The sequence below is a fragment of the Plantactinospora sp. CNZ321 genome (assembly GCF_004217235.1).
In genome coordinates this window covers 5,298,377-5,325,022 of record NZ_SHKQ01000001.1, presented here as the reverse complement: position 1 = coordinate 5,325,022, position 26,646 = coordinate 5,298,377, and the positions used below count along the sequence as shown (strand labels likewise).

Here is a 26,646-nt window from a genome sequence, read left to right as displayed (position 1 = left end):
CCGGTCGTCGTACCCGTGCGACCGGCTCTCCGGGCGGTAACGGCGCTGCCGAGGGCGGCATTCCCGCCCGCGCGGGTGCGAAACGCCACCGCTGACCGGTACGCCGGTCGCTCGGACGGGCTTATCAGGTCCGCTGCTGCTCCGGGTACGGTGACGCGGCCCGCCGCGGGACTCAGGTACGACTTCCGGTCGTGGGTTGCCGGCCGGGATCCGTGCCATCCGTTGACCCCGGTTCGGGTGCGTGATCTGATGCCCGAACGCGAAGAAGCTTCGATATTTCGATCAGACCTTGGGGGTCGGAGATGGTCGGATTCCGTCGACCCGCGTTCGCCGCGGCGCTGGCGCTCACCCTCGCCGCCGCCGGCACGCTGTCGGGCATTGCCACCGCACCGGGTACGGCTACCGCCGCGCTGCCGACGGCCGCGGTCGCGCTCGGGGACAGTTTCGTCAGCGGTGAGGGCGCCGGCGGATACCAGCCGGTGGTGGACGTCAACGGTACCCCGCAGAGCTTCCCCGGCTGGTCCGCGCCGAACAGCAACGCCTTCTTCTGCCACCGGTCGGCGAACGCCTCGCTGCACCAGGCGAACCTGCCCGGCATCTCGGCCCGGTTCAACCTCGCCTGCTCCGGCGGCCAGCCGTACGACATCGCCAACGCCTCCGCCAGCCGGGCCAAGGGGCGTACGGTGGCGGCCCAGCTCGACCAGCTCCGGGCGGTGGCGCAGACCCACGACATCGACCTGGTACTGCTCGGGCTCGGCTCCAACAACAGCTCGTTCACGTTCGGCGACGTCGCCTCGGACTGTGCCAACCGGTTCATCGCGGACGCCTGGACCGGCTGGTGGGAGTTCTGGGCGTACCTCGGCGGGCCGGTCGAGCAGTCGCCGTGTGCCGGTGACGACCTCGGCACCCAGGCCGAGTTCGCGGCGGCGACGGCCGAGACCACCAGCGCGGTGCGGCAACTGCTGACCACCCTGGACCAGGTCGACGCCGACGGGCAGCACCGGATCGTCTTCCAGGACTACACCAACCCGCTGCCGTTCGACTTCGAGTCCCGGTTCCACGAGGAGGACAACCGCAACGACAGCCGGGACAAGTTCCGGGCCCTGGGCGCCGAGCGGTACGCCGCCGGTTGTCCCGTGCACCGGGCCAGCCTGGCGGCCGGGCATCTCTTCTCCGCCAATCTTGGCACCCTGGTCCGGTCGGTGCACGGCACCATGCGGGCCGAGTTCCCCGGAGACGACCTGGTCTACCTGAACGTGCAGCGGGCCTTCGACGGCGCCCGGCTCTGCGAGACGGGGTCCAGCCCGACCGGCGCGCTCGCCACCCCGATCCGCCTGCAGGACGGCCCGACCGGGGTCCCGGTGACCAGCCTCTCCGGCTACGACAAGATTGCCATTCAGCGGATCGCCAACGCCTGCGTCACGTACTTCCAGACCTGCCAGGAGTCCTGGCACCCGAACGCGGCCGGGCACGCGGTGCTCGGACGGTGCCTCGCGGGGGCGGCGGCCACCTCGAACCGGGCCGTGGCGTGCGTCCGCTCCGGCACCGGTGTGATCACCGTCAGCTGAGTCGGGCCGCCCATCCGGCAGGTCGGGTCCGCACCGGCGTCGGGATCCCGGTGCGGACCCGACCGTCGTCTCACCGGCGGCCGGGGCAGCGCGGTTGTCGGCACCGGCTCAGCAGCAGTCGCAACAGTCGCAGCAACTGCAGCAGTCGCAGTCGCAGTGCCTGGTGCACCAGCAGCGGTCGCCGCGGCTGCTGCGGCGGTACCTGCTCCAGCGCGGCTGCCACAGCCCGCAGGTGCAGGTGGTGAGGACGCAGGCACCGCCGATCACCAGCCGTCCGCCGCAGCCGTCCGGCCTCGACTCCGGATGCCACACCGGCTGTGCCGCCCGATTCTGCGGGACGAGCGGCACCCCGTGTTCGGTGGCCGGACGGTCCATCGGCGCACCCGCCAGCGCGAAGGTCCGCTCGATGGCGTCGGAGACCTCACGGTCGAGCAGTGCCCGGACCAGCCTCCGGTCCCGCAACTCCAGGTCGGCCAGGGCCAGTCGCAGGCCGTGGTGCGCGTCCTCGCACAACCGGCGCGCCTGCGCCAGGTCGGTGCCGCTGGCCCGCAGCGGGTTGAACGCCTCCCGCGCGACGTCGTCGGCGTAGTCCTCGACCGCGTCGAGCAGGTGCGCGATCCGGCCGAAGTACCGGCCGACCTCGGCCAGCCCGGCGGCGTTGCCGGGCCGGCCGGCCAGCGTCGCGGTGTGCGCGAACGCGGCCGCCACGGCGGTCTCGGTCGGCTCGGTGGCGAGCAGCACCGGCACGCCCGGCACGATCCTGGACTCCAGCTCGGACTGCCGGGCCACCGCGGCCAACAGCACGCCGGTGTCGAAGCCGACGCCGTCACCGGTCCGGGCGCCGGCCTCGGCCCAACCGTCGGCCAGCCGGCCGGCGACTCCGGCCAGGGCGGGGACCCGCAACGCGCCGTCCCGGTCGGCGACGTGGTCGAGGGTCTTGCCGGCGGCGAGGACCAGCGAGACCGCGGCCGCCAGCCGGGCGCCGGGATCGTCCGAGGAGAGCACCGAGCCGCGCCGGAAGCCACGCAGTGCGCACGGCGCCGCCGGGCGGTACGAGGCCGGGGCCGGGCGCTGCGCATCCAGGAGTACGGAGACCAGCAGGCCGTCGTAGTTGGTGGCCAGCCGGGCCCGATGTCCGTGCTCGTCGCGCAGGGTCAGACAGAGCCCGCAGAGGTGGCCGAGCCAGGCTGCGTGCAGCTTCCCGCACATCCGGTGCCGGCACGGCCGTACGATCCCGAACAACACGTCCCCCCAGATCGATCCGGCTGCTGCGTCAGCCTAGCGGCCCGGTGCACCTGCCAGCGGGGACGGAACGGGAGCGTTCCGCTCGGTCACGACGTACGCTGACCCGCCTGCCGGTCCAGGTCGAGGCCCTCGACCGCTGCCTCGACCAGCTCCTCCGGGGTCGCCGCGACGTCGAGGGTGAGGACCCGCTCGTCCGGTGCCGGCCGTTCCAGCGTGGCGATCTGCGAGTCGAGCAGGCTGGCCGGCATGTAGTGCCCGGCCCGCTGGGAAAGCCGTTCCCGGATCACCTCCGCCGCCCCGTCCAGGAAGACGAAGTCGACGCTCGGCGGCCCCTGCCGGAGTACGTCCCGATAGGAGCGCCGCAGCGCCGAGCAGGCCAGTACCGTGGAAACCCCCTCGGCGGCGCGCTCGGCCATCCAGCCGGCGAGTTCGCGCAGCCAGGGCCAGCGGTGCGTGTCGTCGAGCGGCACCCCGGCCCGCATCAGCTCCACGTTGGACTCAGGGTGGAACTCGTCCGCCTCGGCGAAGGTCAGCCCGGTCAGCTCGCTGATCCCCACCGCCACGGTGGTCTTGCCCGATCCGGAGACTCCCATCACCACCACGTGCCGGGTGGACCGAATCGGCCCGGCGCCGCGCGACGGGCCGGAGCCGCCCTCACCAGTCATGGACGGTGCCGTCCTTGAGCCGGTTGAACGGCAGGTACGCCGGCTGGTACGGGAACCGGGCGGCCGCCTCCTCGTCGAGTTCCACCCCCAGGCCGGGCTGCTCTCCAGGGTGCAGGTAGCCGTCGGTGAAGGTGAAGGACTGCCGGAACACCTCGTCGGTCAACGGACCGTGTCGCATGTACTCCTGGATGCCGAAGTTGTGGATCGCCAGGTCCAGGTGGAGCGCGGCGGCCATCCCGACCGGGGAGATGTCGGTCGGCCCGTGTATCCCGGACTTGATCTGGTACTGCGCGGCGAAGTCGAGCAGCTTGCGCATCGCGGTGATCCCGCCGGTGTGTGTCACCGCGGAGCGGACGTAGTCGATGAGCTGTTCCCGGATCAGCGTCTGGTAGTCCCAGACCGTGTTGAAGACCTCGCCGATCGCCAGCGGGGTGGTGGTGTGCTGCCGGACCAGCCGCAGCGCCTCCTGGTTCTCCGCCGGGGTGCAGTCCTCCAGCCAGAACAGGTCGTACGGCTCCAGCGCCTTGCCGAGCTTGGCGGCCTGGATCGGGGTCATCCGGTGGTGCCCGTCGTGCAGCAGCGGCAGCTCGGGGCCGAACTCGTTGCGGACCGCTTCGAAGACCTCCGGCAGGTGCCGCAGGTAGGCCCGGGTGTCCCAGTCCTCCTCGGCGGGCAGTGGTGCGCGCTGCGCCGGCTCGTAGTCGTAACGCTTCCCGTCCACACTGGGCTGGGTGGCGACCCCGTAGACCGCGTTGATGCCGGGGACGGAGGTCTGCACCCGGATCGACCTGAAGCCGAGTTCCAGGTGGCGGCGGATCGAGTCGAACAGCTCCGGGACGTCCCGGCCGGACGCGTGCCCGTAGGCCATGATGCCGGTCCGGGACGCCCCGCCGAGGAGCTGGTAGAGCGGCATCCCGGCGGCCTTCGCCTTGATGTCCCAGAGTGCCACGTCGACGGCGGCGATCGCGGCCATGGTGACCGGGCCGCGCCGCCAGTACGCCGATCGGTAGAGGAACTGCCAGGTGTCCTCGATCCGGTGCGGGTCCCGTCCGATCAGCAGCGGTACGACGTGGTCGGCCAGGTAGGAGGCGACCGAGAGTTCCCGCCCGTTCAGGGTGCCGTCGCCGAGCCCGGTGATCCCGTCGTCAGTGGTGATCTTCAGTGTGACGAAGTTGCGGTCGGGGCTGGCGACGATCACGTCTGCCGCGACGATCTTCACGACATGCCTTTCTGCGCTGGGGTGGTGGACGGGAGCGGCGGACCGAGGGGCCGGCTCACCACTCCGCGAAGGAGCCGTCGGGGTGCCGCCAGACGGGTCCGCGCCAGCTGTGCCCGCGCTCGTCCGCCCGGCGTACGGCATTCTCGTCGATCTCGATGCCGAGCCCGGGACCGGTGAGCCGGTGAATGTACCCGTCGGCGAATCCGAACGGGGTCCGGTCGACCAGGTAGTCCAGCACCTCGGCGTCGGCGTTGTAGTGGATTCCGATGCTCTGCTCCTGAATCAGGTAGTTCGGGGTCGCGAAACCGACCTGGAGGCAGGCGGCCAGCGCGATCGGTCCGAGCGGGCAGTGCGGTGCGAGTTGTACGTCGTACACCTCGGCCAACGCGGCGATCTTACGGACCTCGGTGATCCCACCGGCGTGCGACAGGTCAGGCTGGGCGACCGCGATGCCGGCCTGGAGCGCCGGCAGGAACTCCTGCCGGCTGTAGAGCCGCTCTCCGGTGGAGACCGGGGTGCTGGTCGACCGGACGAACTCGCCGAGCAGGTGCGAGTTCTCCGGTACGACCGGCTCCTCCAGGAAGAACGGCCGGAACGGCTCCAGCAGCGGGGCGACCCGGCGGGCGTTGGCCAGGGTGAACCGGCCGTGGAAGTCGACGGCGACGTCCCGGTGCTCGCCGAGCACCTCTCGGGCGGCGGCGACCCGGCGGACCACCCCGTCGAGTTCGGCGACCGAGGCGACCGGGCTCATCCGGCCGGAGGCGTTCATCTTGACCGCGGTCAGCCCCGCCGCCACCTGCGCGGCAATGTGGTCGGCGACCTCGGCCGGCTCGTCGCCGCCGACCCAGCCGTACATCCGGATCCGGTCCCGGACCGGGCCGCCGAGCAACTGGTGCACCGGAGCGGCGAAGTGCCTCCCGGCGATGTCCCAGAGCGCCTGGTCGAGGCCGGAGACGGCGCTGGCCAGGATCGGCCCGCCCCGGTAGAACGACCCCTTGGTCATCACCTGCCAGTGGTCCTCGATCCGCAGCGCGTCCTGGCCGATCAGCAACTCGCTGAGCTGGTGCACGGCGGTGCGTACGGTCTCCGACCGGCCCTCGCAGGTCGCCTCGCCCCAGCCGACGGTCCCGTCCGCGGTCTCGATGCGCACGAACAGCCACCGGGGTGGCACGAGGAAGGTCTCCACCCGCTCGATCTTCGTCACGCCGCCCGCCTCAGCATCTCTGTCACGGTCTCCGTCCTCGGCATCTCCGGCACGCCGTCCGTCCTCAGCCCTTGGTCGCGCCGGCGGTGAGGCCGGAGACGACGTACTTCTGCACGAACAGGGCGATCAGCATGATCGGCAGGGTGACCACGGTGGACGCGGCCATCAGGCCACCCCAGTCGATGCTGGCGTAGCCGACGAAGTCGAAGATCGCCACCGGCAGGGTCTTGGTGTCGGCGCCGGAGAGCACCAGGGCGAACATGAAGTTGTTCCAGGAGAAGATGAACGACAGGATGCCGGCGGTCGCGATGCCCGGCGCGGAGAGCGGCAGGGTGATCCGCCGGAAAGCACCGATCGGGGTGAGCCCGTCCACCTGCGCCGACTCCTCCAACTCCAGCGGCAGGCTGTCGAAGAAGCCCATCAGGATGTAGACCACCAGCGGCAGCGACACGAACATGTGGCTGAGGATCAGCACGGTGAAACCGCCGACCAGCCGCAGGTTGGAGAAGACGTAGTACCAGGGCACCAGCAGCGAGACGCCGGGGATGACCCGGGCCATCAGCACCACCAGCGCCGACTTGCGCATGTTGAACCGGCTCATCGAGTACGCGGCCGGCACGCCCAGGATCAGCGACAGTACGGTGGCCGCGAACGCCACCCAGAGGCTGTTGCCGACGAACTGGAGGTAGTTCGCCTGGTCGAGGACCTTGGAGTAGTTCTCCAGCACCGGCGTGAACACGAACGCCCTGCCGGAGTCGTAGATGTCGACGTTGGTCTTGAACGAGGCGGCGACCATCCAGAGCAGCGGGGCGATCAGCGAGACCACCACCACGGCCAGGGCCACCGCCCGGAAGACCTGGTACGGGGTGCGACGCTTGCGGCGGGCCATCACTGTGCGCCCTTCTTGCGGCGGGACGTCAACGCCCACATCGAACCGATGATGATCAGGAAGAAGATGATGAGCACGGTCGACGAGACGCCGTACTCGTTGTAGTCGAAGCTCAGCCCGTACGCGTAGACGTTCAGCGTCTCGACCTCGTGGAACGAGCCGCCGCCGCGCCCCTTGGTCGCGTACAGGATGTCGAAGGTCTTCAGGGCGTCGATGCCGCGCAACAGGATCGCCACGATCACCGTCGGCATCAGCAGCGGCAGGGTGACGTGCCGGAACCGCTGCCAGGCGCTCGCCCCGTCGACCCGGGCCGCCTCGTCCGGCTCGTTCGACAGCGAGGTGAGCCCGGCCAGCAGGATCAGCGTCACCATCGGGGTCCACTGCCAGACGTCGATGAAGATGGTCGTCGGCAGCGCGCTGTGCTGACCGGCCAGCCAGGGCTGCGGTCCGATCCCGACCCAGCCGAGGATCTGGTTGGCCATCCCGATGTTCGGGTCGAAGATGAGCCGCCACATCATGCCGACGGCGACCGGGGTGGCGACCAGCGGCAGCAGGATCGCCACCCGGACCCAGCGTTCCCCGCGGAACGGCCGCCACAGCAGCAGCGCGATCGCCATGCCGAGGACGACCTCGAAGAGCAGCGCGACCCCGGTGAAGCCGACCGTACGCAGCACGGCGGGCCAGAACCGGCTGGTGTCGGAGAGCACCTCGAGGTAGTTCGCGAAGCCGATGAACTCGGACTCGGCCCGTACCGATCCCTCGGCGTCGGTGAGGCTGAGGTAGATCGTCCAGGCCAGCGGAAAGATGATCAGCGCACCGACGAACGTCATGGCCGGTGCGGCGAAGAGCCACTTGCGGTGGTTGTTCGCCCAGCGGGTCCAGCCGGTCAGTTCGCCGGACGGCTGGGGGGATGCCAGAGATGCCATGGGGTGGTCTTTCCGGTCGGCGGATCCGCCGCGCGGGGTGACGGATCGCTCCGTCACCCCGCGCGATGGCCTACTTCTCGTCGTCGAGGAGCTTCTGGAACGCCTCGTTCGCCGCCGCGGCCGAGCCGGCCACGTCCTTGCCGGTGATCGCGTCGACGATCGGCTGACCGACGAGCTCCCGGGCCTCGGCGACCTTCACGACCAGCGGCCGGTCGTGGCCGACGCCGTTCTCGGTGCTGACCTTGATGGCCTCCGCGAGGTCCGTCGGGTAGGTCGCGACACCCTCCGGGTTGGCCCAGACCGAGGTACGGGCCCCCGGCACGCCACCCTTCTGCTGCGCCAGCGTCTGGTCCTTGCCGGCCGCCCACTGGATGAACTTCCAGGCGTTGCTCTGGTTCTTCGAGCCCTCGTTGATGCCGAGCGCCCAGGACGGGATGTTGTACGGCTTGGAGCCGGCCGGGCCGGCCGGGAACGGCGCGAACCCGACGGTGTCGGAGACCTTGGACTTGGCCGGGTCGGTGGCGTTCTTGTAGAGCGAGTTGGCCTCGGTGTAGAAGGCCGCCTTGCCCTGGGTGAAGATCGCCATCGCCTCGGACCAGCTCATGTCGGTGCTGATGTTCGCCGGCCCGTGCTCGCGCAGCAGTCCGCCGTAGTACTCGTACGCCTGCCGGGCCTGCTCGGTGTTGACGCTGGCCTTGCCGCTGCCGTCGACGAAGTCGCCGCCGAAGCTGTACAGGAAGCTGGAGAACTGGGTGACCGCGGCGGCCTTGCCGGTCCGGGCCACGAAGCCGGCGGTGCCCGGGTTGTCGGCCTCGAGCTTGGCAGCCATCGTCTTCAGCTCGTCCAGGGTCTTCGGCGGTGCGCTGAAGCCCGACTTCTCCAGCAGGTCCTTGCGGTAGTAGAGGACCTCCTGTTCGGTGATGATCGGGATGCCGACCAGCTTCTCCTCGTAGGTGGTGGCCTGCACCGGCGGCGCCTGGAAGTCGGCCATGTCGAACGCCGAGTCCTCCTTGGCCTTGTCGGTGAGATCGGTCAGGTAGCCGTTCTTCGCGAAGAGCTTCCCCTCCTGGAGGGGCCGGTACATCATCACGTCGATGTCGCTGGAGCCAGCGTTCAGCTTGACGTTGTACTGGTCGGAGAGCTGGTCCTCGCCGAGCTGGGTGACCTCGACCTTCAGGCCGCTCTGCTGCTCGAACTCCGACAGGACCTGCTTTATGTTGTCTGTCCAGACGTGGTTCACCAGGGTCACCCGCAGGGTGTCCGACCCGCTGTCATCGCCGCCGCCTCCGCAGGCGGACAGGCCGAGGGCAGCCACCACGGCCAGAGATGTTCCGATCACTGAGCGACGTAACACGTCCATCTCCCCTTCCCTCGCGACGACCCGCCGTTGGGGCGCCGCCCGCGGACTCCTACGTCCGCCTAATGCCGGATGCTAGGCCGATAAACCTGACTTAAGCAATACCAGGCTACTCACTGATAGGCTTTATTTATGGCCATGCCGTCACCCGAGGTCACGTCTGTCCGGCTCGACGCCGGCGAGTCCGGGCTGCACGCCCAGCTGCTCGATCAACTGGGCACGGCCGTCTGCGCCGGCCAGCTCGCGCCCGGCTCCGTGCTCTACATCGACGATCTTGTCGAGCAGTACGCCGTCTCCCGGTCGGTGGTCCGCGAGGTGCTGCGGGTGCTGGCATCGATGGGACTCGTCGAGTCCCGTCGGCGGGTCGGCACCCTGATCCGGGCAGCGGGCGACTGGAACGTCTTCGACCCCCAGGTGATCCGCTGGCGACTCGCCTCGGCCGGCCGGATCGCCCAGCTCCGCTCCATCACCGAACTGCGTACCGCCGTCGAGCCGCAGGCCGCCTCGCTCGCCGCGCTGCGGGCAACCCCGCAGGAGGCCAGCGAGCTGGTCGGCCTCGCCGCGAAGATGTGGGCCGCGGGCAAGGCCGGCGACGAGCCGGAGTTCCTCCGGCTCGACATCGAGTTCCACCGGCAGGTGCTGGTCGACTCCGGCAACGAGATGTTCGTCAAGCTGCACGAGTTGGTCGCCGAGGTGCTGGCCGGCCGGCACCACTACGACCTGATGCCGCACTATCCGCACGAGGAGGCGCTGCAACTGCACGCCGACGTCGCCCAGGCGATCCAGCGGCGCGACGGCGAGCGGGCCAAGACCGCCATGGTGCAGATCATGGAGCAGGCGATGACGGAGATGAGCGCCATCTGGGCGCAGACCGGCCCCGATCCGGCCTCCTGAGACCGATTTCCGTCAATGGACGGTCAGCCCGGGCGGCGGTGTCGTTCCTAGATCATCGGGCCGGGCCGGCGGACTATCGTTGGCCGGGACCGCGCCGTGGCGGTACCGACGGCGGCGCGTGCCGACCGAGCGCCCGTACCAGGAACAGAGGGGACCACCATGGACACACCATCCCGTCCGCCGTTCCGCGCCGACCACGTCGGCAGCCTGCTGCGCCCCGCGCGGCTGCTGACCGCCCGGGCGGACCGGGCCGCCGGGCGGATCTCCGCCGAGGAGCTGCGCGCCGTCGAGGACGACGCGATCCGCGAGGTGGTACGCCTGCAGGAGAGCATCGGACTGCGAACCGTCACCGACGGCGAGTTCCGGCGTACCTCCTGGCACATGGACTTCATCTACCAGCTCGGCGGGATCGACCCGGCCGACGAGAAGCTGACCGTGCAGTTCTTCAACGCCTCCGGCAAGCTGGAGTTCCAGTCGGCGGCGCTGCGGGTGCACGACCGGGTGAAGCTGACCGACACCATCTTCGGTGACGCGTTCACCTTCCTGAAGCAACAGGTCACGACGGGCACGCCGAAGCTGACCATCCCGTCGCCCAGCATGGTGCACTACCGGGGCGGCCGGGCTGCCATCGACACCGCCGTCTACCCCGAGCTGGACCAGTTCTGGACCGACCTCAGCGCCGCCTACGCCGAGCAGGTGCGCCGGCTCGCCGACCTCGGCTGCGGCTACCTCCAGTTCGACGACACCAGCCTGGCGTACCTGAACGATCCCCGGCAGCGGGAGATGGTGGCCGCCCAGGGCGGCGACCCGGAGCACCAGCACGAGCGTTACATCCGGCAGATCAACGCCGCACTGGCCGGCCGGCCGGCGGATCTGTCGGTGACCACCCACATGTGCCGGGGCAACTTCCGGTCCTCCTGGGCAGCCGAGGGTGGCTACGACTTCGTCGCCGAGGCGCTCTTCGGCCAGCTCGACGTCGACGGGTTCTTCCTGGAGTACGACGATGAGCGCTCCGGCGACTTCGCGCCGCTGCGGTTCGTCCCGCCGGGCAAGAGGGTGGTGCTCGGACTGGTCACCACCAAGCGGGGTGAGCTGGAGAGCAAGGACACGCTCAAGCGCCGGATCGACGAGGCGGCCCGCTACGTACCGTTGGAACAGCTCTGCCTCTCGCCGCAGTGCGGCTTCTCCTCGACCGTGGAGGGCAACGCGCTGACCCGGGAGGAGCAGATGGCGAAGCTGCGGCTGATCGTGGAGACCGCGCAGGAGGTCTGGGGCGACTGACCACCGGCGCACCGAGGTCCGCGCCGGGGCCGGTCGGTCAGTGAACCTTTTTCAACCTGAACCGCGCGGCGCTCATGCACCGCGTCCGACCTTGCAGTCCGTCGGACCGCAAGGGGAGGTTGAAAAAGGTTCAGTGGAACACCTTGAGGCCGACCACCCCGGCCAGCAGCAGCACCAGCGACAGCATCCGCGGCACGCTGGCCGACTCGCCGAACAGGAGGATGCCGGCCAGCGCGGTGCCGGCAACCCCGATGCCGACCCACACCGCATAGCCGGTACCGACCGGGATGCTCCGCAGCGCGTAGGCGAGGCCCGCCATGCTGAGCACCAGGGCGACGGTGAAGACCACGGACGGGCCGACCCGGGTGAAGCCCGCGGAGCGGCTCAGCGCGAGCGCCCAGACCGACTCCAGGAGTCCGGAGAGAATGAGGACCAACCACGCCACGACGATCGACCGCCTTCCACATCGGTCGTCTTTGCAGGCCGGGTACGACACGTCCTCGTCCGGGATGTCCGCTTCGGCGCGGCATCGTCCTAGAGGTTAGCTCACGGATGTGGCGGGCGGCATGCACCGCACAGGATTCACGGCGCGCCTGCGACTGCCGCGCCGATCACCGGCGATCACAGCCAGTCGCGGCGTTTGAAGATCACGAAGAGGGTGGTGCAGACCACCAGCATCAGGAAGAGCGCGAAGGGATAGCCGAGGACCCAGTGCAGCTCGGGCATGTAGTCGAAGTTCATCCCGTACACCGTGCCGATCAGGGTCGGCGCGAACAGGATCGCCGCCCAGGCGGAGATCTTCTTGATCTCCTCGTTCTGCGTGTAGCTGGCCACGGTCAGGTTCTTGACCTCCTCGTTCTGCGCCTGTGACACCAGGGTGGCGTTCAGGGTGAGGATGTCCGCCAGGATCTGCCGGAACTCGTTGACCCGCTCCGAGGCGGTGGTGGCGTGGTCGGCCACGTCGCCGAGATAGCGCCGCAGTTCCTCGTCGGTGCCGTACTTCTCGAACCCGGCGGTGAGCCCCTGGAGGATGTCCAGCAGCGGCCGGGTGGCCCGCTGGAACTCGATCACCTCACGGGAGAGTTCGTAGATCCGCCGGCTCACCCGGGGATCACCGCGGAAGACCTCGGTCTCGATCTCGTCGATGTCGTTCTGCAGCCCGCCGACGACCGGGGCGTACCCGTCGACCACGCTGTCCAGGATCGCGTACAGCACCGCCTCCGGGCCGCGCCGCAGCAGGTCGGGGTCGTTCTCCATCCGGCGACGTACGGCATTCAGGTCGGGCGCCTGCCCGTGCCGTACGGTCAGCACGAAGTTGGCCCCGACGAAGACGTGTACCTCGCCGAAGTCGACCTCCTCGACATCGTCCAGGTAACGGGCGGCCCGGAGCACCACGAAGAGCGTGTCGCCGTACCGTTCGAGCTTCGGCCGTTGGTGCGCGACGATGGCGTCCTCGACGGCCAGCTCATGCAGCCCGAACTCCTCGGCGACGGTGAGCAGTTGCCCCTCGGTCGGCCGGTACAGGCCGATCCACGCCATCGTGCCGGGGTGCTCCCGCAGCCGCTGACAGGTCTCGGCGAGGTTCGGCGAGCCGTCGACCCGGTGACCGTCCCGGTAGATCGCGGAGGTCACCACACTCTCCTCCGCCGGAGGCGGCACGCTGGGCTCCTCGGCCGCCCTCGGGTCCATCGACAACTCCGGCGGCGACTGCGGGTACCGGTCCTGGGAGCGGCGCAGGGCCCGCTTCGCCGGACGGAGGGCGCGCGAACGCCAGTCGGACATGGGCAGCCTCCACAGCGAAACCGTCGAGCGACACGTGCGGGGCCCCACGAAACAGTGGATCGCACAACCGGTCGACGGGACCCTCGGGCCGTCGTCCCATCCCACGCCCGCCCCCGGCCGAGCACGACCGACCGCTGGCCAACAGCACGGAAATGTTGACCAACCCCCACGGTAGGCGTCCGCGCGACCCTTCGCACCCCGAGTCGCGGACAACGCCGGGCCGGCCGGCCAACCGGGTCGACCGAGCGGGAACGGCGGGGCGGCTGGTCAGCCTCCGGCGACGGAGGGGATGACCCGGATTTCCGCCCGCTCCGGTACCGGCGTGTCGAGGCCGCCGGTACCGGAGCGGGCGGTCCTTGCCGTCGACGTACACGTTGACGTATCGGCGTAGCTGTCCCTGCTCGTCCCGAATCCGCCGGATCAACCGGGGCCACTCGGCGGCCACCTCGTCGAAGACGGCTCGGAGGGTGCCCGCCGCGGCGACGTCGAGCCGACTGGCACCGGCCGTCTCGCCGCGCAGCGCGGCGGGCACGATGACGGTGACCATCCGCTCAGACCTCCGCGGCCCGGACGCAGTGATCACTTCTCCGATCGGACGTACGCCGTTGATCTCCGCCGGCCAGTATGCCGAGCGGCACCGACAAAACCCGCAGTTCGGACGCGGGTGGCGAGGGATCGCCTCGGTCACGACAAGGACTCCGTACGGTGTCGGTCGATCTCCCGCCGGAGCCCGGCTGTCTAGACTCGCCCGATGGGCAGTCGCAGGGGGACGATCGCGCTCTGGGGAGTCTTCGCCGCCATCGCCGCGGTCTCGTCGATGCTCGTGCTCCGCCGGCCGCCCTGGGAGCGCCTGTCGGACCTGCACATCTACTACGGCGCCATCCGGCACCTGCACGCCGGCCAGCCGCTCTACGAATTCGTCGCCGAGAACGGCGGACCGTTCACGTACCCGCCCTTCGCCGCACTGGTCCTCTCGCCGATCGGCCTGCTGCCCGAGGGCGTACTCCAACTCTGCTGGCTGGCGCTGACCTGCGCGGCGGTCGCCGCCATCGCCGTCGCGGTGGGCGGCGCCGTCACCCCGGCGCGGCACCGGCGGCCGCTGGTGGTCGCCGCCATCGCCTGCGCGCTGATGCTCTCCGCGCCGGCGCAGAGCAACCTGCGGTTCGGCCAGGTCAGCATCTTCATCGTGCTGTTGGCCCTGGTCGACGGGATGGGCCTGACCCCGGCCCGGTACCGGGGCGTCCTGGTCGGGATCGCCGCCGCCGTCAAGCTGACCCCGCTGCTGTTCGTGGTCTTCTTCCTCGTCTCCCGCCGCTGGCGCGACGCCGGTCGGTCGGTCGGCGCCTTCCTGGCCGCCGCCCTGGTCGGCGCGGTCGTGCTGCCGGCCGACAGCTGGGCCTTCTGGACCGGCACCTTCCTCGACACCTCCCGGGTCGGCAACCTCGCCTCCCTCGGCAACCAGTCGCTGCACGGCATGCTGCTGCGGGTCGGCGCGGACGGCGACACCTTCCCGCTGCTCTGGGCCGGCCTGGTGCTGGTCGTCTGCGGCGTGGCGCTGTTGCGGGCACGGCAGCTCCAGCTCTCCGGGCAGCCGGCACCCGCCGCCGTGCTGATCGGCTGCGCCACCGTGGCGGCCTCGCCGGTCTCCTGGACCCACCACCAGATCTGGCCGGTACTGGCCGCGATGTTCCTGGTCGGAGCGTACGGAGTGGCGCGCCGGGTGGCTGGCGTCGCGGTGCTGGCCGCGATGGTGCTGTCGCTGGGCGCGCTGCTCAGTTCGGTCTCGATGACCCCGGGACTCCAGTTCCTCTTCGAGAACTCCCGTTCCCTCGCCACCATCGCGCTGTGCCTGGCCGGGTTCGGCGGGGCCACGGTCGCGGCGGTCGCCGCCGGTCGGCGTACCTCCACCGCCCGGGGCTGGTTGCGGGTGGGCACCGCCGCCGTGGCCGTGGTCGCCTTCTTCGCCGTACAGCCGCTGCCGGCGGGGGCGGACCCGACGTTCAAGGCGTACTCGATGTCGGACGTGCACAACCCGCGCTACTTTTTCGTCTGCCGCAGCGCGGCCGAGTGTGCGGCATTCGGCGCGGGCGCGCCGATCACCTTCGAGGTCGCCGCCGAGAAGACCAAGGTACGCGTCAACGGGGTCGTCGACGCCACCGTGGCCCGGCTGGCATACCAGTCCGCGCCCGGGGGCGCCGCCCGGACGATTCCGCTGCTGAAGGTCTATCCGGGGCAGTGGCTCTTCTCGTTCCGTTCGGCCAACCTCTCGCACGGCCGGCTGACCGCATACCGCGCGGACGGCAGCCCGATCGCCACGTACAGCGAGGAACTCGCCGTCGGGTGACGCCGCCGATCCGGATCGGGGTTCATCGCCCCCTCGGCCGGCGGCCGAGGCCGGTCCGGGATGTTAACGTGGCGCCCGGATCGCGACGGGGCACGGAGAGCCGGTCACCGCCTCGACCCTCGCCGGCCGGCCGTACGGGGTTGGCGACGACCGCCCGCGCGCGACCGTGCGGGTCGGTCACCACAGTGGCGAGCGGGCGTCACCAGGCTTCACGGGAAAGGGCCCTTGGATTGTCGGCTTTCACGCCCCGTCGTCGAACCCCGACCGATGCCGTGCCGGAGCCGCCGGGCGTCCCGACCACGGACGACGGCCCTGCGCGGCCCGAACCGGCCGACCGGGCCAGACCCGCGTCCGACGCGCCGGCCGACGTCCGCGCCGATCAGGCGTCCGGCGTCGCCGGGGCCGATGACGGTGGGACCGGCGTGGCCGGCGACGGTACCGCCGCGCCGGGCGCCCGTGACGACGCGAGCGCCGCTCCCGCCCGGCCGGGCGGCCGGGCGCGAACCGTGGCGGCCGGGCTGGCCAGCGGCCTGGCCCTGCTGCTGGTCGTCTTCGCCATGCTCGCGCCGAACCAGCTCACCCTCTTCACCCCGGCCGCGTTCCTGCGGCTGCCGCTGGAAGCCCTGCTGGTGGTCTCGCTGGTGCTGCTCCTGCCGGCCCGGGGACGCCGGATGGTGGCGGTACCCGTCGGGGTGGCCCTCGGGTTGCTGGCCATCGTGAAGGTCATCGACCTGGGCTTCTTCGCCGTGCTGGCCCGGCCGTTCAACCCGGTCTTCGACTGGATCTCGTTCGAGGCCGGAACGGACTACGTGGCGGAGTCGTACGGCCAGTTCGGTGCCGTCGTCGCGGTGGTCGCCGCCGGACTGCTCGCGGTCGGCCTGCTCGTCCTGATGACCTGGGCGGTGCTCCGGCTGACCCGGTTGGTGGTCCGGAACCGCAGGGCGGCGACGCACATCGTGTCGGCCCTCGGCGCCACCTGTGTCGTCGGTGCCGTACTCGGCGTGCAGATCATCCCGGATGTGCCGATCAGTACGCTCAGCTACGACCGGGCCCTCCAGGTGCGCGCGGCCCTGCGCGACCAGGAGGTGTTCGCGGCCGAGGCCCGGGTCGACGCGTTCGGCGACACTCCCGGTGACCAGCTGTTGACCGCGTTGCGGGGCAAGGACGTGGTCCTCGCCTTCGTCGAGAGCTACGGCCGGTCGGCGATCGAGGACCCGGCCCTCGCCCCGGGGGTCGGTGCCACCCTCGACACGGGCTACGCCCGGCTGCGCGCCGCCGGCTATGCGGCGCGCAGCGGCTGGCTGACCTCGCCGACCTACGGCGGCGGGAGCTGGCTGGCCCACGGCACGCTGCTCTCCGGACTCTGGATCAACAACCAGCAGCGCTACACCCACCTCGTCGCCAGCGACCGGATGACCCTTAACCGGGCCTTCCAGCGCGCCGAATGGCGGACGGTCGGGGTGATGCCGGGCATCACCCAGGCATGGCCGGAGGGGAAGTTCTTCGGCTACGACGAGGTGCACGCCTCGAAGGAACTCGGCTACCGTGGCCCGCAGTTCAGCTGGGCGCAGATGCCGGACCAGTACACGCTGTCGGTCTTCGAGCAGCGCGAGCATGCCGACCCGGACCACCCGCCGGTGATGGCGACGATCCCGCTGGTGTCCAGCCACGCACCCTGGGCGCCGCTCCCGGAGCTCATCGGCTGGGACGAGCTCGGCGACGGATCGATCTTCGGCCCGATGGCGGAGGCGGGCGAGTCGCCGGAGGACGTGTGGCGGGACACCGGCAAGGTGCGGACGCAGTACGGCCGCGCCGTCGAGTACTCGCTGAACGCCATCGTCTCCTATCTGGAGCGGTACGGCGACGACGAGATCGTCTTCGTCTACCTCGGCGACCACCAGCCGGCACCGATGGTGACCGGGGAGAACGCCAGTCACGACGTACCGATCACCATCGTGGCCAAGGACCCCGCCGTGCTGGACCGGATCTCCGGCTGGAACTGGCAGGAGGGCCTGAAGCCCGGTCCGGACGCTCCGGTCTGGCCGATGAGCGACTTCCGGGACCGGTTCCTCACCGCCTTCGGCCCCTAGGCGCCGGCCCGGCCCGCCTCGGTGTCATCGGGGGTCGTCTCGGTGTCGCCGGGGGTCGTCTCGGTGTTGTCGGTGGTCGTCTCGGTGTTGTCGGTGGTCGCCGGTAGGATCTGCGAACTCCGGCCGTGGTGATGGCCGGCGCCCGGACCCTGTCCGACTCCAAGGCTCTGACCAGCGTTCGGAGGTTCCGAATCATGCGCGACGGCACCGGTCTGACCCTGACCACCGTCAACCTGAGCGCACCGGACCCGGTGGCTCTCGCCCGTTTCTACCAGCGCCTCCTCGGGTTCGAGATCATCGAGGAGGAGCCGGACTGGGTGCTGATGCGCGATCCGGCCGGAGGAGTCAGGCTGGCCTTCCAGACCGAGTCGCCCTACCGCAGGCCAAGCTGGCCGGCGGGCGCCGACGACCAGCAGATGATGATGCACCTGGAGATCCAGGTCGACGACCTGGCGAGCGCCGCCGCGCACGCGGTGGCGTGTGGCGCCACCCGCGCCGACTTCCAGCCGCAGCAGGACGTCCTCGTCCACCTCGACCCGGCCGGTCACCCGTTCTGCCTCTACCTGGGCTGATTGCCACCCTGCCGGGACGGCCCGCTGTCCCGCCGCCCCGGATATGCACCCCGGTGCTCGGGGACCATCGTCGAGGTGGGCGGCCGATGACGCTCCCGACAGGCCCGGGTCCGGTGGATCAGTCGGCGAGGCGGGCCGGGAAGCCGCCGGTGGCGACCGGGCCCCAACTGTCGATGGTGACCCGGATCAGCGACTTGTCCTGCCGCCGCATGGCCTCGCGGTACTCGTCCCAGTCCGGGTGTTCGCCGGAGATGCACCGGAAGTACTCGACCAGCGGCTCCAGCGCCTCCGGCAGGTCGAGCACCTCGGCCGTGCCGTCGACCTGGACCCACGGTCCGTTCCACTCGTCGGAGAGGACACAGGCGGAGACCCGGGGATCCCGGCGGGCGTTGGTCGCCTTCGCCCGCTCGGGATAGGTCGAGACCACGATCCGGCCCTCGGCGTCGACCCCACAGGTCACCGGCGAGGACTGGGGTCGACCGTCCGGGCGGGTCGTCATCAGGATGGCGCGGTGTCGGGGCCGGAGGAAGGCGAGCAGTTCGGCGCGGTCGACACGGGTGTTGGTCGCGATGCTTCGGCTCATCGAAGTTTTCTATCAGGCTGCCGCCGCTGCTGCGCGGGCGCGGTCGGCCGGGGAACGGGTCGGGGTCCGCCTCCCGGCCGACCGCCGCGCGCGTTACGGGCACCGCGCAGCGGTTCAGGCCGTGGATGCGGAGCCGTCGTCAGCGCTCGCGGCCTTGAGGGCACGGAGCACCGACAGTTCAGAGTCGCCCGGCTGCTCGGTGGTACGCAGGTCGTCGGCGACCCGCAACCGCCATCCGGTCGCCGCGCGGGCCTGTTCCACGGTGGCGCCCGGATGCAGTCGGGTCAGCACCAGTTCCCGGGTGGACGGATCGGGCTGGAGGATACCGAGGTCCGTGATCACCACCTGCGGCCCGGCCCCGCGCAACCCGAGCCGCTCCCGGTCACCGGCACCGGTGCCGTAGCCGAACGAGGTGACGAAGTCGACCCGCTCGACGAACGTACGCCGACTCTGCCGCATGATGACGACGACCTCGCGGCAGGAGGCGGCGATCTCGGGCGCGCCACCGGCCCCGGGCAGCCGCACCTTCGGGTCGCGGTAGTCGCCGCCGATGGCGGTGGTGTTGATGTTGCCGTACCGGTCGAGCTGGGCGCCGCCGAGGAATCCGATGTCGATCCTGCCCGGCTGGAGCCAGTAGTTGAAGACCTCCGGGACGCTGACCACCGCGTCGGCGGTGTCGGCGAGGATGCCGTCGCCGATCGACAGTGGCAGCCGGTCGGGCTTGGCGCCGAGGCATCCGGACTCGTAGATGAGCACCAGCCCGGGGGCGTGGGTGGCACGGGCGAGGTTGGCGGCGGTACTCGGCAGGCCGATGCCGACGAAACACGAGGTGCCGTCCCGCAGTTGCCGGGCGGCGGCGATGGTCATCATCTCGTCGGCGGTCCAATTGCTCACGTGTCCCTCCGGGCGCCGAGGACGTGCTGCCGCATCCAGCCGGTGAACGTGTCCCGGTCGCGGCTGATCGCGTCCCACGACTGGTAGAAGGTGTTGTCCCGGACCGAGTAACCCTGGGTGTAGGACGGATGCGAGCCACCGGGCGCGAGCGCGACCGCGTTGACCGCCCAGGTCGGCAGGACCACCTGGGTGGGCACCGGTGCCAGCGAGTCGACGATCTCCTCGACGGTGACCAGGGACCGCCTGGCGGCGAGCACCGCCTCCTTCTGCACTCCGGTGATGCCCCACATCTGTACGTTGCCGGCCCGGTCGGCCCGCTGGGCGTGCACGATCGTGACGTCGGGGTTCAACGCCGGCACGGCGGTGAGCACATCGCCGGTGAACGGGCAGGTGACGGGCTTGATGGTGGCGGTGTGCCGGGCCAGGTCGGTGCCGGTGTAGCCGCTCAGCACCGCGAACGGCAGCCCGGACGCTCCGGCCACGTAGCGGTTCGCCATCCCGGCGTGGCTGTGCTCCTCGATTTCCAGCGGGGCGGGCCAGCCGTGCTCGACCGCGTCCCGGAACCGGTGCAACGAGCCGACGCCCGGGTTGCCGCCCCAGGAGAAGACCAGCCGTCGGGCGCAGCCCATCCCGATGAGCTGGTCGTAGATGACGTCCGGGGTCATCCGGACCAGTTCCAGGTCGCGCCGCCGCTGCCGGACGATCTCGTGGCCGGCGGCGAACGGAATCAGATGGGTGAATCCCTCCAGCGCCACCGTGTCACCGTCGTTGACCAGTTCGGCCACACCTTCGGCCAACGAGACGATCTCGGCCATCCGTCTCCATTCTCCTGATCGCGCGTCGTCGCCCTGCCGAGCGGTGGCGGCAGACGGGCGCGCCGCCGGGCCGGGCGCCCGGCCCGGCGGCCGGTCACTCGTTCGTTGGGCGTACGTCTGTTCTTAGAACGAACGTAGCGTGACGTATCCGCCCCGTCAACGGCCGGCGGCGCGGCCCGGAGATTTTCCGTCGCCGCCGTGGCCGCGCCGGGATTCGCGCCGGGACAGTTGCGATCTTCACTGCCCCGGGAGTAGCGTGGCGGAATAATTCACCAGCTGTTGAATAAGGTGATCGCGGTGGAGAAGGGTACGACCTGCGTCGTCGTCGGCGGCGGACCGGCCGGAATGGTGCTCGGCCTGCTGCTGGCCCGGGCCGGCGTCGACGTCACCGTGCTGGAAAAGCATGGTGACTTCCTGCGCGACTTCCGGGGCGACACCGTGCACCCGTCGACCCTGCAACTCCTCGACGAGCTGGGCCTCGGCGAGCGGTTCGCCGCCCTGCCGCAGAGCCGGCTGGACGAGGTCGCCTTTCCGGTGGCGCCGGGGCAGCAGGTCGTCATCGCCGACTTCCGTCGGCTGAGGAGCCGGTATCGGTACATCGCGATGGTGCCGCAGTGGGACCTGCTCAATCTGCTCGCCGAGGCGGGGGCCGCCGAGCCCTCGTTCACGCTCCGGATGCGCACCGAGGTGACCGAGTTGATCCGCGAGGACGGCCGGGTCCGGGGCGTGCGCTACCGGGGGCCGCAGGGCGAGGCCGGTGAGCTGCGCGCCGACCTGACCGTCGCCTGCGACGGCCGGTGGTCACTGGCCCGGGCGCAGGCCGACCTGCCGGTCCGGGAGTTTCCGGTACCGATCGACGCCTGGTGGTTCCGGTTGCCCCGCGACCCGCACGACGACCCGGCCGGGCTCACCCCCAGGGTCGCTCCGGGCCGGTTCGCCGTGGTCATCCCCCGGGAGGGCTACCTCCAGATCGCCTACATCGGGGCCAAGGGCAGCGATGCGCGACTGCGGGCCAGGGGAGTCGAACAGTTCCGCCGCGACATCGCGGAACTGGCTCCCAACTTCGCCGACCGGGTCGACGCGATCGCCTCGATGGACGACGTCAAGCACCTCGACGTACGGCTGAACCGGCTCGACCGCTGGCACGTGCCCGGGCTGCTGTGCCTGGGTGACGCGGCGCACGCGATGTCACCGGTCGGCGGGGTCGGGATCAACCTCGCCGTGCAGGATGCGGTCGCCGCCGCCACGCTGCTCGCCGAGCCGCTCCAGCGCGGCGCGGTGACCGAGGCCGACCTGGCAGCCGTCCGGTCCCGGCGGCTGCTGCCGACCATCCTGGTGCAGCGGTTGCAACAGCTCATGCACCGGAATCTGGTCTCCCCGATCCTGTCGGAGCGCCGGGCCGGGCCGCCCTGGCCGGTGCTGGCCCTGCTCCGGCGGTTCCCGTTCGTGTCCCTCGGCCCGGCCTACCTGATCGGCATCGGCGTACGCCCCGAGCACGCACCGCCGTTCGCCCGCCGGCCAGCAGCACCGGCTGCCGACGCCGACGGAGAAGGCGGCTGAGCAGCACCACCGCGCCACGAACGTGCACGAAGCCTGTGCGCCCACAGGTCCGACCTGCCGCTGGATCGACTCGGTCCTCGACGCCCGCAGGTCCGGCCGGGGCATAGGGTGGTGCCGTGTCGGCAGGGCCACCCGGATTCCAGTGGGACGAGACGCTCTACGCCGGAAGCGCGGACTACTACGCGGTCGGCCGGATGCCGTACCCGGCGGCGCTCGCCGACGCCCTGGCCGCCGAACTTCAGCTCGACGGCAGCGGCCGGCTGCTCGACGTGGGCTGCGGACCCGGCTCGCTGACCCTGCCGCTGGCACGGCTCTTCTCGACGGCGGTCGGGATCGACGCGGACAGGGACATGGTGCGGCGGGCCGAGCGGGCGGCCCGCGAGACCGGGGTCGACAACGTGCGCTGGCAGCGGTTGCGGGCTGAGGAACTGCCCGCCGGGCTCGGCGCGTTCCGGGTCGTCACGTTCGCGCAGTCGTTCCACTGGGTCGACCGCCCCCGGGTGGCCCACGCGGTACGCCCGATGCTCGGCAGCGACGGTGTCTGGGTGCATGTGGCCGCCACCACCCACCGGGGGGTGGACGGCGCCGACCCGCTCCCGTTTCCCCGCCCGCCGCACGACGAGATCGACGCGCTGGTCGCCCGCTACCTCGGTCCGGTGCGCCGGGCCGGTCGGGGCGTGCTGCCCGGCGGCACGGCGGGCGGGGAGGAGGAGGTGATGCGCGCCGCCGGCTACCGGGGCCCGCGCCGGTTGGCGGTCGGCGGCGGCACCGTGCGGGAACGTACCGAGGACGAGGTGGTGGCGGCGGTCTTCTCGCTCTCCTCCGCCGCACCACACCTCTTCGCCGGCCGCCGACCCGAGTTCGAACGGGACCTGCGACGGCTGCTGCGTACGGCGTCGCCGGCCGGGCGCTTCTCCGAGCGGGTCAGGGAGACCGAGCTGGTGCTGTGGCGGCCTTAGCACCGGCGGGGCCGGCCGACGCAAGGTGGCTGAAGTGCTGACTTGTCCCGCTTTCCGGAGTGGATTTGGCGACATCGACGGATAGGACTACGGTCAGGGCCGGTTGATGCCGTGAAATGGGGCCAACACGACCGACGGGATCAAGGTGACTGTCCTGCACTTTCGGCGTACCCGAGCAGGTTTCGTGCTCGCCGCGGCCTGCACGTCCGTGCTGTCTCTCGCGGCGGCCTGCGGGGGCGAAGGGCCTCAGCGTCCGCAGTGGTCGGAGGGCCTGACGGCCGCCGGGTCCCCGTCTGCCGCGCCCACCACGACCGGCGCGAGCCCGACCCCGACCCCCGCGCCGAGGCCCACGGTGGCTCGCACCACCCGGCCGCCGGCCGGCACGGTGCCGCCCCGCCGAGCCCGCACCATCGGCGAGCAGACGACGGTGACCGTCAGGGTGACCGGCGGGTTCGGCCGGTCGCAGAACGTCACCGGTCTGCACCAGGAGGGCTGCGGCAATCCCAGTTTCGGGCTGGTGCAGGTGCGGGTGGGTGCGGCCCGGGACGTCTCGTCGGTGTCGTTCCGCTACCGGGTCGACACGGTGGTGCCGTTCAACGGCAGCGGAGCCGCCCGGACGATCGGCAACGACCGGGGGACCTGGCTGGCCAGCCTGGGGCCGTTCCGGGCCGAGCCGCGCAACTCGGCCGGCGGCACCATCGCGATCACCGCGACGGCGAAGTTCAGGGACGGCTCGACCCGGGCCGCCCGGACCAGCACCCCGCTGAGGGCCTGTCAACGCTGACGGCGCCCGACCGTGGCCGCCGGTCGGTCCGTGGCCGCCGGTCCGGTTCACCCGTGGCTGCCGGTCGGTCCGTGGCTGCCGGTCCGGTTCACCCGTGGCTGCCGGTCCGGTGACCGACGCGTTCGGACACCTTGCCGGGCGCGTCGAGGACGCCTGCCGGCCTGGCTTCGGGTGACAGAGTGGGCGGGCCGGACCGGATTGCGGGATGATCGGGGCGATGTCCTTCGTTCCGCACGGGCCGGCCCGGCTCGACATCTGTTACGACAGCCTGCACGGGTTGTCCGTCGGTGACGCGCTCGGCGCGCAGTTCTTCATGGTTGGCCGGTCGCCGGCCGACCTGGCGGCGGGTCGACCGCCGGCCGGCCCCTGGGAGTGGACCGACGACACCGAGATGGCGTGCTCGGTGGTTGCCGAGCTGCGCGCGCATGGCGAGATCGAGCAGGACCGGCTCGCCGCCGCGTTCGCGGAGCGCTGCGAGCCGTACCGGGGCTACGGGGCGGGCGCGGTGGTGATCCTGCACCGGATCCGGGACGGGGTGCCGTGGCGGGCGGCGGCCCGTGACGCGTTCGGCGGAGAGGGCTCCTGCGGTAACGGCGCCGCGATGCGGGTCGCTCCGGTCGGTGCCTACCATGCCGACCGGCCGCGCCGGGCTGCGGAGCAGGCGATCCGATCCGCCGAGGTGACCCACGCCCACCCCGAGGGGATCGCCGGGGCGGTACTGGTCGCGGTCGCTGCCGCGCACGCCGGGCAGGCCCGGCTCACCGGGGTACGCCCGTCCGCGTCCGAGTTCCTCGACCGGCTGGAGCCGTACCTGATCGACGGCAGTTGCGCCGAGGGCGTCGCGCGGGCCCGTCGACTGCTCAGCGGAACGGCGGTGACCGTGGAGGAGGCGGCGTACGAGTTGGGTAACGGTTCACGGGTGACCGCCCAGGACACCGTCCCGTTCGCGCTCTGGGTCGCCGCGACCCATCTCGGCGACTTTCCGGCGGCGATCACCGCCTGTGTGGCCGCCGGCGGGGACGTCGACACCACCGGGGCGATCGTCGGCGGCGTGCTGGCCGCGTACACCGGGATCGGCGACCGGCCCGACGCGGTCGGCGTGCCGGCGACCTGGTTGGCCGCCCGGGAGGCGTTGCCCGACTGGGTCGAGCGCGATCCGGACGCCGGCCCGGACGCCGGCCGGCGGTAGCCGGGGTCCGGCGGTGGCCAGTCAGCGGTGGCTGCTGGCCTGTGGGGGTTGCTGGTCCGCAGCGGTCGTCGGTTCGCGGGCTGTCCCGGGATGGCTCGGGCGAGGCAGGATCAACGGGAAGGATTGCCGGCGGCTTCCCGGCCGGGCGGCCTACCGGGCGGATCGGGCGTGGCGCCCTTGCCCGGCGGCCGGCGCGGCTCGTCGTTGCCCGGCTCCGTGGCGTTGGCCAGCAGGCGTCGGCAGTAGTCGACGACCTTGTCCCGGCCGCCGGCCGCCCGGATCAGGGCGGCCGACGGCCGAGGGCCGGCGGCCGGGCCGGAACCAGAGTTACCCGTGGTCAGCAGGGAGCGACACTGCGCCACGAGCGCCTGCGGCGGGGGAGTCCGGCGGGGCCGGCCCGGCTCGGTCGGCGGCGGCTCGGTGCCGGGCAGGGCCTGCGGCCGCGCCGGTGTGCTGGTGGGCGGCGCGGGCGTCCCTACCACCGTCGGGTCGGCCTCGGCACTCGGCGCCCGGGGTGGTGGCCCGGCGGGACGCAGCGCGGGGATCTCCGCCGCCAGCGCCACGCCCGCGGTGAGCGTGGCGACGACCACGGTGATCCAGCCGAAGGCACCGGCTGTCAGCCGGCGCGGCCGGGCGGGCGGTCGGGCGGGCGTACCGGGCACGACATCGCGGGTACCGGTCGTCCGGGACGTCGTGGTCGGATCGGCCATGGCCTGGGCGTCGCGGACCGCCCGGAATGCCGCCACCGCGGCGTCCTCGCCGCCGAGTTCTCCCGGTCGGGTGGGCGCCGCCGCGACGGCGAGCAGCCGGGCGAGTGGATCCGGGACGTCCCCGGGCGCCGGCCGGGACTCGGGGACGACACCTGCCGCGACAGCATCCAGCAGCCGCTCTGCCGCCACCGCGTCGAGCAGCCGCTCTGCCGCCTCCGGGCGGGGCGGGCGCTCTGCCGCCTTCGGGTCGGGCCGACCGCGTCGGCGGAAAGCCGATCTCATCTCTCTCAGCGCCATCCCTGTCCAGCCTCGACATCCTCGCCGGACCGTACGTCGGCGACCTGCTTCGCCGCCGGTCCGCCGTCGGCCGACCGCAGCGCACCATCCGGGCCGCTCTCGGCCAGGACCCGCGCCAGCCGGCGCAACCCCCGGTGGGCGGCGGTGCGGACGGCTCCCGGCCGCTTGCCGAGCACCCGCGCGGTGCTTTCGGCGTCCAAGCCGATCACGGTACGCAGCAGTACCGCCTCGGCCTCGGTACGGGGCAGCGTGGCGATCAGCGCGACGGCGCTGTCGGTGCCCAGCCATTCGGCGGCGATCGCGGCGGTGTCCTCGGCACCGGGCAGCTCGGTGAGTGTCTCGACCGGTACCGGCACGGTCGGCCGGCGACGCTGGTGGCGGAGGTGGTCCAGCGCACGGTTGCGGGCGACCCGGGTGGCCCAGGCCCGGAAGCCCGGCCCACCGGTGAACGTCGCCAGGTCGCGGGCGATCTGCAACCAGGTCTCCGAGGCCACGTCCTCGGCGTCCGGCCCGACCAGCACGGTGAGGTACCGCAGCAGTCCGGGCTGAAGTTCCCGATAGAGCATCCGGAACGCGTACTCGTCTCCCCGCTGCGCCGCGCGGACCAGGGCGGTCAGCTCGGCCGGCACGGCTCAACCCCACTTCGGACCGCTCCGGCCCCGCCCGACCGGGGTGCCGTCCGGACGTGATGACGGGATACCGGAGCGGTTTCCGCAGCGACTCGTCCTACCGTGCGTTGTCGTCGTATCCCGATCCGCACCGGTTGTCCCCCGTCCACGTGATCGCCGTCCCACGCTAGGTGCGGGTCGACTCCGTAGG

At 71.5% G+C, this 26,646-nt stretch carries 24 protein-coding genes; 10 read left to right on the top strand and 14 right to left on the bottom strand.

Annotated features, from left to right (window positions below; genetic code table 11):
* Positions 1-302: 302 nt before the first annotated feature.
* Positions 303-1,568, top strand: a complete 1,266-nt coding sequence (locus EV371_RS23040; protein WP_130463892.1) for an SGNH/GDSL hydrolase family protein — start codon at positions 303-305, stop codon at positions 1,566-1,568.
* 108 nt (positions 1,569-1,676) lie between these two features.
* Here EV371_RS23040 and EV371_RS23035 read toward each other — a convergent pair whose 3' ends face one another.
* The 7 genes from EV371_RS23035 to EV371_RS23005 all read right to left on the bottom strand — a co-directional run bounded on the left by EV371_RS23035 (position 1,677) and on the right by EV371_RS23005 (position 9,055).
* Positions 1,677-2,813 (bottom strand): DUF5685 family protein, encoded by a 1,137-nt coding sequence (locus tag EV371_RS23035; protein ID WP_349339666.1) that lies wholly within the window; start codon positions 2,811-2,813, stop codon positions 1,677-1,679.
* Positions 2,814-2,899: 86 nt separating this feature from the next.
* On the bottom strand, positions 2,900-3,478 hold the full coding sequence (locus EV371_RS23030) for a gluconokinase, GntK/IdnK-type (protein ID WP_130463891.1): 579 nt from the start codon (positions 3,476-3,478) through the stop codon (positions 2,900-2,902).
* The gene (gene manD / locus EV371_RS23025; protein ID WP_130463890.1) at positions 3,468-4,697 is read right to left on the bottom strand and encodes a D-mannonate dehydratase ManD; all 1,230 of its coding nucleotides are present in this window, start codon (positions 4,695-4,697) and stop codon (positions 3,468-3,470) included. The genes EV371_RS23030 and manD overlap by 11 nt, the downstream gene beginning before the upstream one ends.
* A gap of 55 nt (positions 4,698-4,752) precedes the next feature.
* Positions 4,753-5,901 (bottom strand): galactonate dehydratase, encoded by a 1,149-nt coding sequence (dgoD, locus tag EV371_RS23020; protein ID WP_130463889.1) that lies wholly within the window; start codon positions 5,899-5,901, stop codon positions 4,753-4,755.
* Positions 5,902-5,965: 64 nt separating this feature from the next.
* Complete coding sequence (locus EV371_RS23015) at positions 5,966-6,790, bottom strand: ABC transporter permease subunit (RefSeq protein WP_130463888.1); 825 nt, start codon at positions 6,788-6,790, stop codon at positions 5,966-5,968.
* Positions 6,790-7,716: a carbohydrate ABC transporter permease gene (locus tag EV371_RS23010; protein ID WP_207230578.1), complete on the bottom strand. Its 927-nt coding sequence runs from the start codon at positions 7,714-7,716 to the stop codon at positions 6,790-6,792. The genes EV371_RS23015 and EV371_RS23010 overlap by 1 nt, the downstream gene beginning before the upstream one ends.
* 70 nt (positions 7,717-7,786) lie before the next feature.
* Complete coding sequence (locus tag EV371_RS23005) at positions 7,787-9,055, bottom strand: ABC transporter substrate-binding protein (RefSeq protein WP_349339668.1); 1,269 nt, start codon at positions 9,053-9,055, stop codon at positions 7,787-7,789.
* A 150-nt stretch (positions 9,056-9,205) separates the two neighbouring features.
* On the opposite strand from EV371_RS23005, the gene EV371_RS23000 reads away from it, so the two are divergent.
* On the top strand, positions 9,206-9,967 hold the full coding sequence (locus EV371_RS23000) for a FadR/GntR family transcriptional regulator (RefSeq protein ID WP_349339669.1): 762 nt from the start codon (positions 9,206-9,208) through the stop codon (positions 9,965-9,967).
* A 159-nt stretch (positions 9,968-10,126) separates the two neighbouring features.
* Positions 10,127-11,248, top strand: coding sequence for a 5-methyltetrahydropteroyltriglutamate--homocysteine S-methyltransferase (locus EV371_RS22995; RefSeq protein WP_130463886.1), 1,122 nt, complete (start codon positions 10,127-10,129; stop codon positions 11,246-11,248).
* A gap of 130 nt (positions 11,249-11,378) precedes the next feature.
* On the opposite strand, the gene EV371_RS22990 is transcribed toward EV371_RS22995, so the two are convergent.
* A complete protein-coding gene (locus EV371_RS22990; protein WP_130463885.1) occupies positions 11,379-11,693 on the bottom strand; it encodes an SMR family transporter in 315 nt (104 codons plus the stop codon).
* Positions 11,694-11,869: 176 nt separating this feature from the next.
* Positions 11,870-13,030, bottom strand: a complete 1,161-nt coding sequence (locus EV371_RS22985) for a CorA family divalent cation transporter (RefSeq protein ID WP_130463884.1) — start codon at positions 13,028-13,030, stop codon at positions 11,870-11,872.
* Between the two features lie 751 nt (positions 13,031-13,781).
* Here EV371_RS22985 and EV371_RS22975 point away from each other — a divergent pair.
* The 3 genes from EV371_RS22975 to EV371_RS22960 all read left to right on the top strand — a co-directional run bounded on the left by EV371_RS22975 (position 13,782) and on the right by EV371_RS22960 (position 18,036).
* Positions 13,782-15,374, top strand: coding sequence for a glycosyltransferase 87 family protein (locus EV371_RS22975; RefSeq protein WP_130463883.1), 1,593 nt, complete (start codon positions 13,782-13,784; stop codon positions 15,372-15,374).
* A 422-nt stretch (positions 15,375-15,796) separates the two neighbouring features.
* The gene (locus tag EV371_RS22970; RefSeq protein ID WP_130463882.1) at positions 15,797-17,464 is read left to right on the top strand and encodes an alkaline phosphatase family protein; all 1,668 of its coding nucleotides are present in this window, start codon (positions 15,797-15,799) and stop codon (positions 17,462-17,464) included.
* Between the two features lie 194 nt (positions 17,465-17,658).
* Positions 17,659-18,036, top strand: a complete 378-nt coding sequence (locus EV371_RS22960; RefSeq protein ID WP_130463880.1) for a VOC family protein — start codon at positions 17,659-17,661, stop codon at positions 18,034-18,036.
* 118 nt (positions 18,037-18,154) lie between these two features.
* Here the strand turns inward: EV371_RS22960 and EV371_RS22955 are convergent, their stop codons facing one another.
* From EV371_RS22955 to EV371_RS22945, 3 genes are all read right to left on the bottom strand, one after another.
* Positions 18,155-18,619, bottom strand: a complete 465-nt coding sequence (locus tag EV371_RS22955; RefSeq protein WP_130463879.1) for a TIGR03618 family F420-dependent PPOX class oxidoreductase — start codon at positions 18,617-18,619, stop codon at positions 18,155-18,157.
* Between the two features lie 114 nt (positions 18,620-18,733).
* Positions 18,734-19,513 carry a CoA-transferase subunit beta gene (locus EV371_RS22950; RefSeq protein WP_130463878.1) on the bottom strand — a complete coding sequence of 260 codons (780 nt, stop codon included), beginning with the start codon at positions 19,511-19,513 and terminating at the stop codon, positions 18,734-18,736.
* Positions 19,510-20,328, bottom strand: coding sequence for a CoA-transferase (locus EV371_RS22945; RefSeq protein WP_130463877.1), 819 nt, complete (start codon positions 20,326-20,328; stop codon positions 19,510-19,512). The genes EV371_RS22950 and EV371_RS22945 overlap by 4 nt, the downstream gene beginning before the upstream one ends.
* A gap of 297 nt (positions 20,329-20,625) precedes the next feature.
* Between EV371_RS22945 and EV371_RS22940 the strand changes: the two genes are divergently transcribed.
* The 4 genes from EV371_RS22940 (at position 20,626) to EV371_RS22925 (ending at position 24,820) form a co-directional block, all read left to right on the top strand.
* Positions 20,626-21,888, top strand: coding sequence for an FAD-dependent oxidoreductase (locus EV371_RS22940; protein ID WP_130463876.1), 1,263 nt, complete (start codon positions 20,626-20,628; stop codon positions 21,886-21,888).
* 116 nt (positions 21,889-22,004) lie between these two features.
* Positions 22,005-22,847: a class I SAM-dependent methyltransferase gene (locus EV371_RS22935; RefSeq protein ID WP_486484760.1), complete on the top strand. Its 843-nt coding sequence runs from the start codon at positions 22,005-22,007 to the stop codon at positions 22,845-22,847.
* A 352-nt stretch (positions 22,848-23,199) separates the two neighbouring features.
* A complete protein-coding gene (locus EV371_RS22930; protein WP_130463875.1) occupies positions 23,200-23,631 on the top strand; it encodes a hypothetical protein in 432 nt (143 codons plus the stop codon).
* Between the two features lie 217 nt (positions 23,632-23,848).
* Complete coding sequence (locus EV371_RS22925; protein ID WP_130463874.1) at positions 23,849-24,820, top strand: ADP-ribosylglycohydrolase family protein; 972 nt, start codon at positions 23,849-23,851, stop codon at positions 24,818-24,820.
* Positions 24,821-24,930: 110 nt separating this feature from the next.
* Here the strand turns inward: EV371_RS22925 and EV371_RS22920 are convergent, their stop codons facing one another.
* Together EV371_RS22920 and EV371_RS22915 are read right to left on the bottom strand one after the other, a co-directional pair.
* Entirely contained in the window at positions 24,931-25,812 is an 882-nt protein-coding gene (locus EV371_RS22920) for a hypothetical protein (RefSeq protein WP_130463873.1), read from the bottom strand.
* Between the two features lie 5 nt (positions 25,813-25,817).
* Positions 25,818-26,456: an RNA polymerase sigma factor gene (locus EV371_RS22915; RefSeq protein WP_349339676.1), complete on the bottom strand. Its 639-nt coding sequence runs from the start codon at positions 26,454-26,456 to the stop codon at positions 25,818-25,820.
* Positions 26,457-26,646 lie beyond the last annotated feature (190 nt).